Origin of the sequence: Streptomyces sp. NPDC006602, from assembly GCF_042870385.1 — a bacterium.
Classification (GTDB): domain Bacteria; phylum Actinomycetota; class Actinomycetes; order Streptomycetales; family Streptomycetaceae; genus Streptomyces.
In genome coordinates, this window is sequence record NZ_JBIAHG010000010.1 from 21,673 (window position 1) to 37,967 (window position 16,295).

14 protein-coding genes are annotated in these 16,295 nt (G+C 68.6%); 7 read left to right on the forward strand and 7 right to left on the reverse strand.

Translation table 11 applies throughout. From position 1 onward, the window contains the following. Nucleotides 1–247: 247 nt before the first annotated feature. Nucleotides 248–1,207: a helix-turn-helix transcriptional regulator gene (locus ACFYO2_RS24650; RefSeq protein ID WP_388352869.1), complete on the reverse strand. Its 960-nt coding sequence runs from the start codon at nt 1,205–1,207 to the stop codon at nt 248–250. Nucleotides 1,208–1,372: 165 nt separating this feature from the next. Here ACFYO2_RS24650 and ACFYO2_RS24655 point away from each other — a divergent pair, with 165 nt between their 5' ends. The 4 genes from ACFYO2_RS24655 (at nt 1,373) to ACFYO2_RS24670 (ending at nt 4,715) form a co-directional block, all read left to right on the forward strand. Further along, nucleotides 1,373–2,218 carry an SDR family oxidoreductase gene (locus ACFYO2_RS24655; protein WP_388352872.1) on the forward strand — a complete coding sequence of 282 codons (846 nt, stop codon included), beginning with the start codon at nt 1,373–1,375 and terminating at the stop codon, nt 2,216–2,218. A gap of 75 nt (nt 2,219–2,293) precedes the next feature. After that, nucleotides 2,294–2,776, forward strand: a complete 483-nt coding sequence (locus tag ACFYO2_RS24660; protein WP_388353512.1) for a nitroreductase family deazaflavin-dependent oxidoreductase — start codon at nt 2,294–2,296, stop codon at nt 2,774–2,776. 271 nt (nt 2,777–3,047) lie between these two features. Beyond that, nucleotides 3,048–4,028: an aldo/keto reductase gene (locus ACFYO2_RS24665; RefSeq protein WP_388352875.1), complete on the forward strand. Its 981-nt coding sequence runs from the start codon at nt 3,048–3,050 to the stop codon at nt 4,026–4,028. A gap of 147 nt (nt 4,029–4,175) precedes the next feature. Next, nucleotides 4,176–4,715 carry an NAD(P)H-dependent oxidoreductase gene (locus tag ACFYO2_RS24670; protein WP_388352878.1) on the forward strand — a complete coding sequence of 180 codons (540 nt, stop codon included), beginning with the start codon at nt 4,176–4,178 and terminating at the stop codon, nt 4,713–4,715. 134 nt (nt 4,716–4,849) lie between these two features. Here ACFYO2_RS24670 and ACFYO2_RS24675 read toward each other — a convergent pair whose 3' ends face one another. The 5 genes from ACFYO2_RS24675 to ACFYO2_RS24695 all read right to left on the reverse strand — a co-directional run bounded on the left by ACFYO2_RS24675 (nt 4,850) and on the right by ACFYO2_RS24695 (nt 10,922). Next, nucleotides 4,850–6,586: an amylo-alpha-1,6-glucosidase gene (locus ACFYO2_RS24675; RefSeq protein WP_388352881.1), complete on the reverse strand. Its 1,737-nt coding sequence runs from the start codon at nt 6,584–6,586 to the stop codon at nt 4,850–4,852. Between the two features lie 73 nt (nt 6,587–6,659). Then, nucleotides 6,660–7,508, reverse strand: a complete 849-nt coding sequence (locus tag ACFYO2_RS24680; RefSeq protein WP_388352884.1) for a carbohydrate ABC transporter permease — start codon at nt 7,506–7,508, stop codon at nt 6,660–6,662. Then, on the reverse strand, nt 7,505–8,491 hold the full coding sequence (locus ACFYO2_RS24685) for a carbohydrate ABC transporter permease (RefSeq protein WP_388352888.1): 987 nt from the start codon (nt 8,489–8,491) through the stop codon (nt 7,505–7,507). The genes ACFYO2_RS24680 and ACFYO2_RS24685 overlap by 4 nt, the downstream gene beginning before the upstream one ends. A gap of 10 nt (nt 8,492–8,501) precedes the next feature. Then, a complete protein-coding gene (locus ACFYO2_RS24690; RefSeq protein WP_388352891.1) occupies nt 8,502–9,743 on the reverse strand; it encodes an extracellular solute-binding protein in 1,242 nt (413 codons plus the stop codon). A 150-nt stretch (nt 9,744–9,893) separates the two neighbouring features. Beyond that, nucleotides 9,894–10,922, reverse strand: coding sequence for a LacI family DNA-binding transcriptional regulator (locus ACFYO2_RS24695; RefSeq protein WP_388352894.1), 1,029 nt, complete (start codon nt 10,920–10,922; stop codon nt 9,894–9,896). A gap of 370 nt (nt 10,923–11,292) precedes the next feature. On the opposite strand from ACFYO2_RS24695, the gene ACFYO2_RS24700 reads away from it, so the two are divergent. From ACFYO2_RS24700 to ACFYO2_RS24710, 3 genes are all read left to right on the forward strand, one after another. Continuing rightward, nucleotides 11,293–13,935 carry a cellulosome protein gene (locus tag ACFYO2_RS24700; RefSeq protein ID WP_388352897.1) on the forward strand — a complete coding sequence of 881 codons (2,643 nt, stop codon included), beginning with the start codon at nt 11,293–11,295 and terminating at the stop codon, nt 13,933–13,935. A 979-nt stretch (nt 13,936–14,914) separates the two neighbouring features. Then, nucleotides 14,915–15,223, forward strand: coding sequence for a GNAT family N-acetyltransferase (locus ACFYO2_RS24705; protein ID WP_388352899.1), 309 nt, complete (start codon nt 14,915–14,917; stop codon nt 15,221–15,223). A 39-nt stretch (nt 15,224–15,262) separates the two neighbouring features. Next, a complete protein-coding gene (locus ACFYO2_RS24710) occupies nt 15,263–15,673 on the forward strand; it encodes a (4Fe-4S)-binding protein (protein WP_388352902.1) in 411 nt (136 codons plus the stop codon). A gap of 82 nt (nt 15,674–15,755) precedes the next feature. Here ACFYO2_RS24710 and ACFYO2_RS24715 read toward each other — a convergent pair whose 3' ends face one another. Next, a complete protein-coding gene (locus ACFYO2_RS24715; RefSeq protein ID WP_388352905.1) occupies nt 15,756–16,181 on the reverse strand; it encodes a methyltransferase domain-containing protein in 426 nt (141 codons plus the stop codon). Nucleotides 16,182–16,295 lie beyond the last annotated feature (114 nt).

Genomic DNA, 16,295 nt, shown 5'->3' on the forward strand with positions numbered 1-16,295 from the left:
GCTGCGGTCGGGCCAAGGGTGCGAGTCGCGTTCCTGACGGACGCCAACAGGGGAGCTGGCCTGCTGGAGGCCGCGTCCCGCCGCCAGATTCGAGACGATTCCGCGCAACGCCGGCTTGGTCAGTCCCTGGAAGACGCTGTCACGATGGCTGGAAGACCAGTCGCGGCAGCCGATGCTTTCGGTTGCGGACTTCCGCTGCGCCGGAGACGTTGACGACTTCCGCGGGTCGACAGACGGGGCTCGTCGGTCAGTCGGGGGGCTCGGCCGGGTCGGCCGGCTCGGAGTCGTGGGTCGGCGTGGACCGCTCGATGTTGTCGTTGTTCGCGGCCCAGCTCGCCAGCAGGTTCAGGGCATCCTGCGAGGGGGACGCGGGCTCGGCGGTGTAGGTGACGAGGACCTGGCGGGGGTCGACGCCCAGCGGGAAGGTCTCGAAGGGCAGGTCGAGATCGCCGACGACCGGGTGGTGCAGAAGCTTCACGCCGGTGGTGTGGATCCGGACGTTGTGGGCGGCCCAGCGGTGGCGGAAGTCCTCGCTGCGGGTGGACAGTTCTCCGATCAGGTCGGTCAGCCGCCGGTCGTGGAGATCGCGGCCGACCTCGGCGCGCAGCATCGCGACCGTGTCGCCTGCTACCTGGTTCCAGTCGCGGAAGAACTCGGGTGCGTGCGGGTCGAGAAAGATGAACCTGGCGTTGTTGGGTGGGCGCACCGGGTCGGCGTAGACCGGGGAGAACAGGGCGCGCCCGAGGTGGTTGGCGGCCAGGATGTCCCCGCGTCCGTTGAGAACGAACGCGGGAGTGCCGGTCATCGAGTCGAGGACGCGCTGCACCGTGGGTCGAACACGCTGCTGGGTCGGTCGGCGGCGTGGCGGACGGGTGGTGCCGGCGCCGCGCAGCAGGTCGATCAGATGGATTCGCTCGGCCTCGTCGAGCTGCAGCGCTCGCGCGATGCCGTCGATGACGCTCTCGGAGACGCCGGTGGCGTTGCCGCGCTCCAGCCGGGTGTAGTACTCGCTGGAGATGCCCGCGAGGAGGGCCACCTCCTCGCGGCGCAGCCCGGTGACCCGTCGGCGCTCTCCGCCGTACGCGGGCAGTCCGGCCTGCTCGGGGGTGACCCTGGCCCGTCGCGTGCCCAGGAATTCCCGGATCTCCGCGCGGAAATCATCGCGGACGTCGCGGTCGGTGCCGTAAGGGTCGTTTCTGCCTGCCATGCGCTCCACTCTACGAGCGCCTCGCCCTGGGAGGGGGGCCCTGTCAGTGACCCCCTCATCAGGGACTCCCACGCTCCCGTGACAACGGGTTCTGTTGGTGGTGCACCGCCCATCGCCACCTCACACACCGGGTGCCGGATCACGGCACCTGAAAGGAAATCCTCCATGAGCAAGGTCGTTCTCGTCACTGGCGCCGGACGCGGTCTGGGCACGGACATCGCCCGCGAGGCCCTGGCCGCCGACCACCAGGTCGTGGCCACGGGCCGCCGTCCCGACGAGGTCGAGAGGACCCTGGGCGGTCCACAGGACAACCTGCTGGTCACCAAGCTCGACGTCACGAGTCCCGAGGACGCCGAGGACGCCGCGCAGGCCGCCGTCGACCGCTTCGGCCGCATCGACGTCCTGATCAACAACGCCGGGAACCTCTTCACCGGCTACTTCGAGGAGATCTCGCCCGCGCAGATGCGCCGCCAGTTCGAGACCAACCTCTTCGGCCCGATGAACGTCACCCGCGCCGTACTGCCCATCATGCGTCGGCAGCGCGCCGGCCACGTCATCACCATCACCTCGACGGCCGGCCTGGTCGGCATGGAGTTCACCTCCGCCTACGCCGCCTCCAAGTTCGCGGAAGAGGGCTGGATGGAATCCCTTCGCTACGACGTCGAGCCGTACAACATCCACACCACGGTGGTGGAACCCGGTTACTTCCGCACCGAACTCCTCGTGGACGGCTCCACCACCTGGCCCGAGCTGTCCATCGACGACTACGCCCCGCGCACCGCCCCGAGGATCGAGGGCATGAAAAGCATGAACGGCCGGCAGTCCGGCGACCCCGCCAAGCTCGCCCGCGCCCTGCTCACCATCGCCCAGCAGGACAAGCCGCTGCAGCGTTTCGTCGCCGGCGCGGACGCCATCGAGGCCGTCGAGGCCAAGGCGAAGGAACTCCTCGCCCAGGCCGAGGCCTCCCGCGAGCTGGGCGGCGACCTGGCCTACGACGACACCCACGTCTGAACAACCCACCCCGCACCCCCGGCCGAGACGGAACCCCCGCCGGGCTCAATCTTCGACAGCATGGAGAAAGGCAACATGCCGCTCAAAGGCGAGTACGAGCCGAGCACGGCGCAGTTCGTACGTGACCAGGTGCAGCTGTACGAAAGCTCCGGTGGTACGGAAGGAACGACGCTGAGTGTCCTGGTCGCACGTGAAGAGGACGAGAAGCTACGGGACCTGCCCGTCGTCGTCCTGACCACCCTGGGCGCGAAGAGCGGCAAGATCCGCAAGTCCCCGGTCATGCGGGTGGAGCACGACGGCTCTTACGCCGTGGTCGCCTCCATGGGAGGAGCCCCCACCCACCCGGTCTGGTACCACAACGTGGTCGCCGACCCCCGGGTCGAGCTTCAGGACGGCCCGATGCGCCAGGACATGCTGGCCCGCGAGGTGACCGGGGACGAGAAGGCCCTGTGGTGGGCCCGAGCGGTCGAGGCATTCCCGGACTATGCCGAGTACCAGAGAAACACGGACCGCGAGATCCCGGTCCTCGTTCTGGAGCCGACGGCCCAGGAGCACTGACGCGGCCCAGCCGCTTCAGCCTACGGATGTCCGCCGTCCGGCCCTGGCGACACCAGCGTCGGGCCCCAGCTGTCACCGGCCGACTCCACATGCCCTCGCAGGTAACCATTGCGCGCCCGGCTGCCTCGGCGAAGCAATCCGCAGCTCCGACGACCGAGGCGTCGACGTCGTCGGCAGCCTTACCTACGCCGGCACCCACCCGACCACCGACCGGGCCTGACGGCCACCACGACACAACGGGCCTGACGGCCGCAACGACAAGGAGTACCAGATGAAGCACGTATCACTGGGCGGGCTCGATGTCTCCCGCATCGGCCTCGGAGCCATGACCATGGCCGGCGTCTACACCACGGGCGGGAGGCTCGATGACGCCGAGTCGATCCGCACCATCCACCGGGCGCTGGACCTCGGGGTCACCCACATCGACACCGCCGAGATCTACGGCCCCTTCCACAGCGAGGAACTCGTCGGCAAGGCCATCAAGGGCCGGCGCGGCGACGTCGTCGTGGCGACGAAGTTCGGCCTGGTCTCCCACGCCGGCGACGGCCCCGGCGTCATCGACAGCAGCGCCCACAACGTGAAGACCGCGGTCGAAGGCTCGCTCGTGCGGCTCGGCACCGACCACATCGACCTCTACTACCAGCACCGCGTCGACCCGAACACACCCATCGAGGAGACGATCGGCGCGCTGGCCGAGCTGGTCACCGCGGGCAAGGTGCGCCACATCGGACTCTCCGAGGCCGGCCCCGAGACGATCCGCCGGGCACACGCCGTGCACCCGGTGGCCGCGCTGCAGACCGAATACTCCCTGTGGACCCGCGACGTCGAGGCCGAGATCCTCCCGCTGCTGCGCGAACTCGGCATCGGATTCGTGCCCTACTCCCCCCTCGGCCACGGCCTGCTGACCGGGCAGATCCGCACCGTCGACGACTTCGCCGACGACGACTGGCGCAAGACCAACCCGCGCTTCACCGGCGAGAACTTCCAGCGCAATCTGCGCATCGTCGACGAAGTACAGGCCATCGGCGCCGAGATCGGAGCCACCCCGGCCCAGACCGCGCTGGCATGGCTGCTGACCCGCGGTGACGACATCGCCCCCATCCCCGGAACCCGCCGGGTCTCACGCGTCGAGGAGAACACCGCCGCCGACGACATCCAACTCACTCCCGCACAGCTCGACCGTCTCAACAACCTCACGCCCGCCGCGGGCGAGCGCCACAACGAGGCGAACATGGCCAGCATCGACCGATGACTGTCGGTACCGGTGCACTCTCATCAGCACCGCGCTCCTGGATTCGCGCAGGAGAGGACTGACGCCCCTGCGAGTTCGCGACCCGTCAGACCCGATCAACCCGCATCCAGTCACCCATTTCCCTGATCACTGAAAAGGTTTCTCATCATGTCCAAGGTTCTCCTTGTCGTCGGCCATCCCGACCTTTCCCAGTCCAAGGCCAACGCGGCGCTCGTGGACGCCGTCCGCGATCTGGCCCATGTCACCGTGCACGACCTCTACGCCGCCTACCCCGACTTCCAGATCGACGCCGACGCCGAGCAGGCGCTGCTGGCCGACCACGATGTGATCGTCTTCCAGCACCCGGTGTTCTGGTACAACACCACTCCTCTGTTCAAGCAGTGGCAGGACAAGGTCTTCACCCTCGGCTGGGCCTTCACCATGGACGGCTCCGCCTCGCAGCTGGCCGGCAAGAAGGCCGTCGTCGCCGTCACCACCGGGGTCCCCGGCGAGCACTACACCCCCGAAGGCGCGAACCAGGCGACCCTCGAGACCCTCCTCAGCAACTGGCACGCGACCCTGCGGCTGTGCCAGTTCGACATCCAGCCGATGGTCAAGGTGTACGGCACCGCCTTCGGTCTCTCCGACCAGGACCTGGCCACCGCCGCCAAGCAGTACAACGAACTACTCGCCTCCTTCGCCGCCTGACCGAGGAGTGAAGCCGACTGCCCAACTCCCGGGGTGATCCGGCGAGTTCTGGCCCTGCCTGTCAGGGCGGCCCCGGGTCCGTGCGGGTCCGGTTCGAGGAGGAGGTCGGTGTCAGTGGCCGCGAGAGGTCCGGGTCAGTGGCCGCCTCGGCGTGTGTGTGCTTCGGCGAGGAGGAGGTAGCTGCTGGCGGTCCAGGTGTAGGCGCGGTCGCGCAGGCCCGTTCCGGTCAGGGCGTCGAAGTTCTCGGCGAAGCCGTGGGTCTCGCACAGGGCGCGGAAGCGGGCGCTGATCTCGTCCGCCAGGCGGTGGTGTCCGCCGCGACGCAGGCCGTCCTCGACGAGGACCGTGGCGGGGGCCCAGATCGGGCCGCGCCAGTAGCCGTCGGAGACGTAGTGCGGGGAGGTCGGCAGCTCGGTGGCCAGGCCGTACGAGGTCAGGTGGGCCTCGATGCGACCGGCCAGTACGCTGCTGACGTCGTCCGGAAGATGCTCGCCCAGCACGATGGGCATCAGATCGAGAAGGCTGGAACTGTGCCAGGTGTCCCCGCCGGCGACTCCCCGGGCGACGAACCGGTCACCGGTCCAGAGCTGGTCGAGCATCGCCGCCTGGGCTTCCGAAGCCATTCGCGTCCACCGGAGAGCCTTCTCGGGCGACCCCAACCCCGTTGCCAGGTCGGCGAGTTCATGCATTTGGAGAATGAGGAAGGCGGCCAGGTCCGCGGTGACGACCACGCGCTCGGGGTCGAAGGTGGTGGCGTTGTCCCAGCCGCTGTCGTTGCCGTGCTGGTAGTGGGGCAGTGCCGCACCGGGGGCGCGCCGTGCGGTGAGCCAGAAGTCCGTCCAGCGTTCCAGCCTGTCGTAGGTCTCGGCCAGTTGGGCTTGACCGAGGGCCGTGCTCAGCCGACGGCGCAAGTGACCGAACGTCCAGCCGTGGATGGGTGGTTTGACGAAGTTGTGGAGGACCTCGGAATGGGTGACCGAGTCGGGCAGCGCCCCTGTCTCGTCCTGGTGGTCGAAGGGCAGGTGGTACTGGTCCCAGGCCAGTTCGGGGCAACCGGGGGCCAGGGCGAGGGCGTTGAAGCAGTGGTCCCAGCTCCAGACCTTGTCCATCCAGTGCTTGGACATGAGGACGGCGGGCCGGGTGACCAGCCCCGCCGGGCGTACGGTCGCGGACCACAGGACGTAGGCGGCGAGTTCGGCGGCGGGGGTGGCGGACGAGCGCCAGGGGGCCACGGTGTCGACGAAGCCCGCGAAGGAGTTCTGCGCGGCCTCGACGATCTTGCCGAAGGCCGCCGATGGCGAGTACGGCGGGCGGGCCGTGTCGAGTTCCTCGACCGCGATCTCCCAGGGACCGTCAGCGTCGGCGGCGACCGTGAGGCCGCGGTCACCGCTGCCCAGTGCCTGGCTGCCGGACAGGTCGGTCACCGTGCCGGAGAGGACGGTGACGCGGTAGCGGCGTCCGGTCTCGTACGACGTGAAAACGTGTGCGTCGGCGGCCGCGTCGTGGAAGAAGTAGGTGCCGCTGAACGGGGTCAGGGTCCGGGCGGCCGCGGCGACGCGCAGCGGCAGCCCCGCACCGCTCAGGCGTACGGTGTCCGGCGACTCGTAGGCGAGGTCGGCGCGGCCGGCCTCGCCGATCCAGCTCAGCAGACCCGGTGTCGCCTCCACACGGGTCTCGGCCCGCTCGCCCGTCGCGCTGTCGAGCGGCACGAGGCGCAGGACGGCGTGCATGCCGTTCTGGTGCGAGACGAGGTGGAGGTCCTCGGCATGGGTCTTCTCCGCCAGCACGGGGGAGATGTCGAACCAGGATCCGTGCGTGCTGAACGGGATGTCGTGGACGGAGAAGGCCGGGCCAGGTCGGTCGGCGGTCATGAAGCGTCACTCGTTTCTCGGGCGGGGGTGACCGTCTGGCGGACGGACGGTGGGGCGGTGGCGAAGCGGAGGGTCAGTCCTTCACCGCACCGGCACTCACTCCGGCTGCGACGTAGCGCTGGGCGAGGACGAGGATGACCGTGGCGGGCAGCGAGGCCACGACGGCGGTGGCCATGATGGCGTTCCACTCCTGGTTGTTGTTGCCGATGTAGTGGTAGATGCCGAGCGTGATCGGCTCGTGTGCGCCGCCGCCCGCGAGCGTGCTGGCGAAGACGAAGTCGGACCAGGACCACAGGAACGCGAACAGCGACACGGTGACGACGGCGTTGCGGCTCATGGGCAGCACGATCGACCAGAACGTGCGCAGGGCCCTCGCTCCGTCCATCTGCGCGGCCTGGATCAGCTCGTCGGGGATTCCGGACATGAACGCGGTGAAGATCAACACCGCGAAGGGGACGGCCAGCGTGGAGTCCGCGACAATCAGGCCGGGCACCGACTGGAGCAGGCCGAGGCTGAGGTAGATGGCGTAGAAGCCCATCGCCATGATGATCCCGGGGATCATCTGGGCGACCAGGAAGAGGAAGCTGAGCACGCCGCCGCCGCGGGGACGCAGCTTGGCGAGCGCGTATCCAGCGGGTGCGGCCAGCGCGACGGTCAGCAGGACGGTGCCGAGGCCGATGACGAGGCTGGTGCCCAGGTAGGGCAACTGCTGGTCCAGGACGGCGCGGTAGCCCTCCAGTGTGCCGTGGGCGGGGATCAGGTCCGGCGGGCTCTTGCGCATGTCCTGCTCGCGGGTGAAGGACACGTTGAGCATCCAGTAGACCGGGAAGAGCATGACAGCGGTGAGCAGGAGACCGGTGGCCGTCTTCCACCAGGCGGTCCGTGCCCGGCGAGGGCGTGGTGCGGTCGCGATGGTCGTCATGAGGCGTACTGCTTTCGCTGGACCCTCACGTACACCAGGCCGAAGACCAGGGCGGCGACGACGAGCAGGTTCCCGACGGCCGCGCCGGGACCGAAGGCGGGCAGCAGGTTGCCGAAGCCGAGGCGGTAGGACCAGGTGGCGAAGGTGGTGGACGAGTCGGCCGGGCCGCCCTTGGTCATGATCCAGATGATGTCGAAGACCTTGAGCGTGTAGACCAGGCCCAGCAGCAGGGTGATGGCCGAGACCGGACGCAGCAGCGGGAAGGTGATGTGCCAGAAGCGCCGCCAGGCACCTGCCCCGTCGAGGGCGGCCGCCTCGTAGAGGCTCGCTGGGATCGCCTGCAGACCGCTGTGGAGTACGACCAGGTTGAACGGGACGCCGATCCAGATGTTGGCGATGATCACCGAGGCCAGCGACCAGGACGGTGACGTCAGCCAGTTCACCGGGCCGACGCCGACCGCGCTGAGGACGGCGTTGACGATGCCCGACTCGCTGTTGAGCATCCAGGACCAGGTGGAGGCCGACACGATCAGCGGCAGCAGCCAGGGTACGAGGAACAGGGCGCGCAGCGTCGCGGAGAGCCGGAAGCTCTGGTTGAAGAAGACCGCGAGGGCCAGGCCGATGGCGTACTGGAAGAACAGGCAGACGGCGGTGAACACCACTGTGTGGGTGAGTGCCGGGCCGAAGGTCGGGTCGTCGAGGACGGTCCGGTAGTTGGCCAGGCCCGTGAAGGGCGCGTCGCCCTGGACGAAGGAGCGGACGGTGTAGTTGCGCAGGCTCAGATCGAGGTTGCGGTACAGCGGATAGGCGTAGAAGAGAACGAGGTAGAGGGTGACCGGGGCGAGGAAGGCCCAGGCCGCCCACTGCTGGGACGTCGGCCGGCGCCGCCTTTGCGCGGGGCGGCCCGGGAGCGGGGCGGCTACGGCCGCCCCCTTCCGGTCGAGCACGGGCCGGCGCTCGGGCGGGTGCGTCGTCTGCTTCATCGGGCTCACGTCACTTGACCGCGCTCTGCGCCGAAGTCAGCGCGTCCTTCGGTGACTTGGCCCCGCTGAGAGCCGACTGGACCGCCTTCCACATCTGCTCGGAGATCTTGGGGTACTGGGTGCCGAGGTCGTCGCTGGTACGCCCCTTGGCCGCCTTGACCGCCTCGACCCAGGGCTTGAGCTTGGCGTCGGCCGCGACCTGCTTGTCCTGGACCTCGGTGGTGGGGGCCACGTAGGACAGGGTGGTGTCGGTGGCGTAGAGGTTCTCGGTGCTGGTCAGGCAGGTCACCAGCTTCTGTGCGGTGGTGTAGCGGCCGGTGTCGCCCTGGACCGGGACGGTGACGAACTCGCCGCCGGTCGGGGCCGCCGCGTTGCCCCCGCCGGAGGCCGGGATGGGCAGGACGCCGTAGTCGAAGCCGGCCTTCTCGGCGTTCGCGAGCTGCCAGGTGCCGTTCTCGGCGAAGGCGTAGTCGCCGCTGGCGAACTCCTGCCAGCTGGTGGTCTGGGTGTTGTTGATGACCGAGTTGGGGGCGTAGTCGTTCTTCAGCCAGTCGGTCCACAGGGACAGGGCCGACACGCCCTGCGTGGAGTCGAGTTCGGTGAGCTTGGCGCCCGAGCCCCAGTACCACGGCAGGAACTGGAAGCTGCCTTCCTCAGTGCCGATCGCCGAGAAGGTGATGCCCTTCTTGCCGGCCTTGGTCACCTTCTCCAGCGCCGTCGTCAGCGACGGCCAGTCCTTGATCGAGGCGACGTCGACGCCGGCCTTCTTCAGCACGTCCTTGTTGTAGTAGAGGGCGAGGGTGTTGGCGCCGATCGGCGTGCCGTACGTCTTGCCGCCGGACTGGCCGGCGGCGAGCAGGTTGGGGTCGGCCTTCGAGGTGTCCAGCTTGGTGTCGTCGGTGGTGGTGAGGACTCCGGCCTCGGCCAGGGTCGACACCACGGGGTTGTCCACGATGAGGACGTCCGGCGAGTTGCCCTGCTGGGCCGCCAGGAGCACCTTGTTCGTCAGGTCGCTGGTGTCGAACGCGGTCCGCTTGATCTTCACGCCGGCTGTGCTGCCGCAGCTGTCGAGCAGCTTCGCCCACGCCGAGTCCTTGGCGAACTGCGGGTAGGGGTCCCACACGGTGTACGTGCCACCGTCGTCCCCCTGCGCGGACGAGCTTTTGCCGGACGAGCAGGCGGTGGTGCCGGTGGCGAGGGCGACGACGGTCATGGCGGCGGCGGTGAGCCGTCGTCCGGTGGATCCGTTCATGGTGCGTTCCTTCGTGATGTCGGCATGGGCATGCCGGAGGAAGGCATGCCGAAGGGGCAGTCGGGAGACGACCGTCCGAGGGGACGGGTGAAGGGGCGGCGGTGCGCTACGGGGGCGACGGCCGCTGACAGGAGAGAGAGGGCGTGGGGATCAGGCGGTGGAGCCGGAACCCGTGTGGGTGGGTCCGGTGCTGGCGCGCAGCGAGATGGGCGGCGTCAGCAGGTGATGGCGCGGCGCGGCGTCGGGATGGTCGAGCCGCTCGACGAGCAGGTCGACGGCGAGGCGCCCCATCTGTTCGGCCGGTACGTCAGCCGCGGTGAGCTGCGGGGTCACCGTCTCCGCCCAGCGGCCCGCCACCACTCCGGTGACGGAGAAGTCGCGGGGTACATGACGGCCCGCCACGGCCAGGCCCCGGTAGAGGCCCCCGAGTGCGGCTTCGTTCAACGTGACCAGTCCCGTGGTGGCGGGGTCGTCGTGGAGGATCTGCTCCAGACACACCTGGCCCGAGGGTGCGTCGTCGCCGCAGGAGTACGTCCGGACCGTGAGCCCGCGTTCCGCCGCGGCCTTCGTGAAGCCGTCCAGCCCGCGCTGCGCGGACTCGTACCCGGCCCGCAGCAGCCGCTCGGGCCGGTTGACGAAGGCGATCCTGCGGTGGCCCAGGTCGGCGAGGTGGTGGACACACGCCTCCACCAGCGCGGTGTGGTCCAGGCCCACCCACCAGTCACCGTCCGGGTGTGCGGTGCGGCCGATGCAGACGGCGGGGAAGCCCGCCTCGCCGAGGTGGTCGACGCGATCGTCCTGGAGCCTGATCTCCATGAGGATCGCGCCGTCGACCCGGCGTTCGGCCAGCAGCCGCTGGAACGAACGGTCGCTGTCCACGCCGCTCGGGGAGAGCAGCACGTCGTAGTCGTGGGCGGCCGCGGCCTCCACCACGCTGCCGATGAAGTCGAGCTGCATGCCGGTGTAGTGGTTGCCGGCCGGTGGGAAGACCAGGCCGATGGTGCTGGTCCGGCCGTTGGCCAGGGCCCGCGCGCTGGCGTTGGGCCGGTAGCCCAGTTCGTCGATGACCTGCTGGATCTTGCGGCGGGTCTCCTCCGACACCGAGCGCTTGCCGCTCAGGGCGTAGGACACGGTGCTCCGCGAGACACCGGCCCGCTTGGCGATCTCACCGATGTTCACGGGCGCTCCCTCATCGAATGCTTCGAACCGGTTCGACATCGAAGCCGGTTGTCGAACCGGTTCGATGAGGGGAAGTTAGGAGGGGCCGCAGCGCATGTCAATGCCTTGCGCGCACTTCCGGAAAACAGTGTCCCATCCGTGTCGGAGGTATTGCTGGCCCGTTTCCGGCAGTGCTAGCTTCCGGCGAACCGGTTCGACAAGACCGCAAGCATCCGCCATATCCCCCCGCATCAGGCCAAGCCCTTCCAGGCTCGCCCAGCTGGACATGATTCGAACCGGTTCGCATCACGTCACGGGACGGATCACCCCAACGGAGACCTCAGTGCAACGCAGCCCCCTGAGAAGAACAGCCGGCGCAGCGGCCACAGCCGTGGCAAGTGTCGCCGCTCTGCTCACCGGAACCGCCGTCGGCACTGCCGGCGCCGCGGAGCCGGAGCACCTCACCATCGACCTCGCCACCGACACGGGCGTCTTCCACGGCGGCGCCTCCGGCACGCTGTACGGCGTCTACGGCGACGGCGTACCCAGCCGCAACGTCCTCGAAGGCATGCACGTCCGCACGGTGTCGACGAAGGCGCAGGACGGGCCCCAGCACCCGGGCGCGGACGCCCTCGAGGTGCTGCCGGCATTCGTGGACTCCGGCGGCAAGGACGTCTACATCTACATGACCGACATCTACCGCGGCTTCCCCTACCAGTGGCCGGGCGCGGACGGTCCGGCGCGGCTGGCCGACTTCAAGGAGAAGATCAAGAAGCAGGTCCAGCAGGTCCTGACCATGGGCGACCACAAGGACAACGTCGTCTACGTGCCCTTCAACGAGCCCGAAGGGAACATGTTCGGCACCGGCGAGTGGAGCTACAACAAGACCTCCTGGCTGAACGACCCGCAGTACTACTTCGCGGCCTGGAAGGAGGTCTACCACCTCATCAAGGGCCTCGACCCGGACGCCCGTATCGCCGGCCCCAACACGAGCGTGCTCTACAGCCAGGTCAAGGGCTTCCTCCAGTACGCCAAGGCCAACGACGTGGTGCCGGACGTCATGACCTGGCACGAACTGTCCAGCCCCGCCGCGGTTCGCACGAACGTGGCGAAGTACCGGCAGATGGAGAAGGACGTCGGCGTCGGCCCGCTGCCGATCAACGTCAACGAGTACGGCCACAACTTCCACCTCTCCGTGCCCGGTCAGGTCGTGCAGTGGGTCTCCGCCATCGAGGAGTCCAAGATCGACGCCGACCTGGCGTACTGGAACATCGACGGCAACCTCAACGACTCGGCCGTCGAGGCCAACAAGGGCAACGGTCAGTGGTGGCTGTTCAACGCCTACGGCCAGATGTCCGGTCACACGGTGGAGGTGACCACCCCGCACCCCAACCAGCAGTACACCCTCCAGGGCGTCGCCACCCTCGACGAGAGCAAGAAGCAGTCGCGGGCGATCTTCGGCGGCAAGAGCGGTGACGCGGACATCGTCTTCAAGAACGTCGATCCCGGGCTGTTCGGGACGACGGTGCACGCCACCGTGCAGGAGATCCCCTGGACGGGACAGGTCGGTGACTCGGCCCAGCCGCTGCGACTGGCCGATCGGGAGGTCGAGGTCGATGCGGACGGCACCGTCACCCTCCCCATGACCGGCATGAACGAGATGTCGGCGTATCAGGTCATCCTCTCCCCCGGCGGCAACGGCGGCGTGGCGGCCGAACCCGCCGTGAGCTGGCGCAAGACGTACGAGGCGGAGAACGCCACCTACACCGGCGGCGGCTACTCGAAGAACGGTCCCGAGGGAACGCCCGCCAACGTCGGCGGGTTCGCGACCTCCGGCACCTACAACGTCGGCGGCCTGCGCACCGGATCGGACGGGGTGCTGGGCTTCGACGTGGAGGTCCCGCAGGACGGCACGTACGACCTGAGTGTGTTCGCCAACTCCTACAACCTGTACGACCGGGTGAAGGAACAAGGCCCGACCAACGTCTTCCTGCGTGTCGACGGCACGGACCCGCAGGAGCTGCGGCTGCCGCTCGGCTACAAGTGGGTGGTCTGGGGCCACACCGACACCCAGGTGAAGCTGACCGCCGGCAAGCACCGCATCACGCTCGCCGCGAAGGACCCGGACCTGGGAGTGACCAAGGGCGACGCCATCATCGACAAGGTCGACCTGTCCCTGCGCGACGCGCGGGTGACCGCGCCTGCGATCTACGAGGCCGAGTACGCCACCCTCTCCGGAGCCCGGCCCGATTACACCCACCCGGGCGCCTCGGGTCCCGGTGCGGTACCGCTGGGCAAGGGCGACTCCGCGACCTTCTGGGTCCACTCCCCCGCCGACGGCGAAGCGACCGTGTCCGTCGACCACTTGGGCGGTGGCCGGGCAAGCCTGTCCCTCAACGGCGAGAAGCTCGACGTGTCCAAGGTCGGGGGCAGCAGGAAGGGCACCGACCCTGTCCCGGTGTTCCTGTCGGGCGGTATCAACAAGATCACCGTGACCGGCGCCTCGGGTGAACTGGCCCTCGACCGGCTGCGGGTCGCACCTTCCAGCGGCAGCCTGAAGACCACGGTGTACCAGGCCGAGGACGGCACGCTGACCGGCGCGGCCAAGGTGACCGACGCCTACACCTTCGCCTCCGGCGGCAAGGCGGTCACCGACATCGGCGACGGCAAGGCCAACGCCCTCAGCCTCGACGTCGTCGCCGGGAAGGCCGGGCGGCACGCGGTGACCATCCGCTACTCCAACGCCGAGCAACAACCCGCCACCCACTACAACCCCGACCCGATCGCACGCCACGCGGACCTGTCGGTCAACGGCGGACCGGCCCAGCGGGTGCTGTTCCCGACCACCTTCCACTTCAACAACTTCTGGGAGCTGACCGTCCCGCTCACCCTGAAGAAGGGCACGAACAGGCTCACCTTCACCGCACAGGAGCTGCCCGACTTCAACGGTGACACCTCCAACCAGTACGACCAGCGCTCCCCGTACGCGCCGGTCATCGACCAGATCGCCGTCACCCCGCTCACACAGAAGTAGCCCGCGGACAGGCCCGGGACGATCAGCGAACCACCGACCGTCCCGGGCCCGTTCACCCGTGCCGCAGGCGGTCCGGGACCATCCCCGACCTTGGCCGAGCCCCTCATGGACCTGCGCTCACCACGCCCGCTTGCCGGAACTGCCGTTCAGCCGGCGACTCCGGCGGCTCCAACATCAACGCGGCGCTGCCGACCGCGCCGATCGGATTGGCCAGGCCCCCGATCGGCTCCATCGACGTGGCCAGATCCGGCCACTGCCAGCCGAGGACGATCGCACCAGCACCTGCACGTACAGCTGCCGGTACCACGGCTTCTTCCTCACCACGGCATCGCCTGCGGCTTCCTTCGGGGCATGCGTCATTGCAACCTCCATCCAGGCACGGGTAGGGCCCGCCGACGCACCCCCGGGACGAAGGACACGCACCCCTCAAGGGATGCCGCGCGTCCGCCGGCTTCGAGGACCCGTGCACGGCACCGGGTCCCGACCGGTCGCCGCACCACCTACCGGCACAGTGAAGCCGGTCACGGACAAGGAACTCCACGACCAAAAATCGAAGGCCCGTATAGGCAGTGCCTATACGGAACGCTGCTTGACGGGCATGCCCAACCTGGTGAGACCGCCGCGGTTCGGCGGAGCGGATCGTGACGGATTGGTCAGGCGCGCGCTTCCTGGGTCGCCTGGAATGTGGGAGGTGATCGCGAGCACCGGGGGCCGGAACGGTTCGCGTGTCGCATCCTCGATGGCCTGGACAAGGACTGCCCGTGAACGAGGGCACAGTACGCGGCGGCCACCTCGACGAGCCCGAAGCGCACGAACCGGGCGGCGTCCTGTTCGGAGTGATCCGCGTTCTCCGTCAGTGTCGCTATCATTCATGGAGGTTGAGACGTCAACTTCCAGATGGTTGTTTTATGGATCGCAAACTCGCAGACGAGTGGTGGGACGGCGGCTGTCTCCGACTGCCGGGCTCCAAGGAGGACAAGTGACGATCAAGGTTGTCGACATACCTGAGGCACGCCGCTACGAGGCCACGGTGGACGGGGAGTCCGAGGTCGCGGGCTTCTCGCAGTACATCCGCACATCGGAACTGATCGCCTTCGTGCACACGGAGGTGGATCCGAGGTTCGAGGGCAGGGGCGTCGGTTCCGCGCTGGCTCGGGCCTCCCTCGACGAGGCACGCGCAGCAGGGCTGAGAGTGCTGGCCACCTGCCCCTTCTACGCAACCTGGATCGGCCGCCACCCCGAGTACGCCGACCTGCTGTACCAGGCCCGGAGCAAGGTCAGCGACTGATTCGGCCGGCCGGCCGAAGACGCGGGAAGGAAGATCGGCATGAGCGGCAAACCCCAGAGAAGAGCCTGCGAGGCGCCGGAAATCACCGTGACCTTCGAGGCCAGGCGCTGTCTGCACGCCGCAGAGTGCCTGAACGGCGCGCCCGAGGTCTTCGACGCGAGCAGACGCCCGTGGATCCAGCCCGACGCCGCCCCCGCCGATCGGCTCGCCGAAGTGGTACGTCGCTGCCCCTCGGGAGCGCTGCAGTACGCACTGGCAGACGGTCGGAGAGAGACGCCGGACCGGCCCACCCACATCATCCGCACCCCTGCCGGACAGCTGGTCGTGCGCGGCGAACTGTCGCTGGACACGCAGGAGGGGACGCACACCGAGACCAGGGCTGTGCTGTGCGGCTGCGGAAACAGCCAACTGCAGCCGTACTGCGACCACTCCGGCCCCTGCGGCCAGTGACACCGGCGGTGGCCGCCAGGGCGCCGCAAGCCGCCGGTGGATCCACGAAGTCGGTGTCAACTCCTGGGGATCTGCGCTGCGCCTATGTCAACTCGGGCCAGAAGGCGGGTATCTGGATCCCCGTTGACTCATGCCTGTTCATGGTGGCCACCGTGATGGTTCGGGTGTCTACGGTCTCGAACCTGGCGAGCAGGGTGGAGAGCCACTCACGGGAGTGGTCGCGGCAGACCGCCCCGTCGCCGGTTTCGAACACGCCATGTCTGCCGAGGCGATTGGCGTAGCGGCTGTACCGGCTGCGGTTGCGATCATCGTCTTGCGGCAGCAGGTCACTGATGTAGAGGATCCCGCCGGGCTCAAGGATACGGTTCACCTCGGCCATCAACCGGTGCTGGGATTCATCCCCGGGGACGCAAGTGAGCACGGCGAAAAGCAGGAGCGCGTCAAAGACGGCGTCTGGGCAGGGCGAGACCGGTGGTGCCTCCCTGGGGTCTTCGCTGAAGCCGGTCATGCGGTCACGGCGGTGGGACGCTCCACGACCCGCCCGCGCTCGCCACCTGCATCTGGCCCTGCCGCGGGCACGATACCGACGTCGATCCGCCCGAACCCATACCGAAGAGCATCT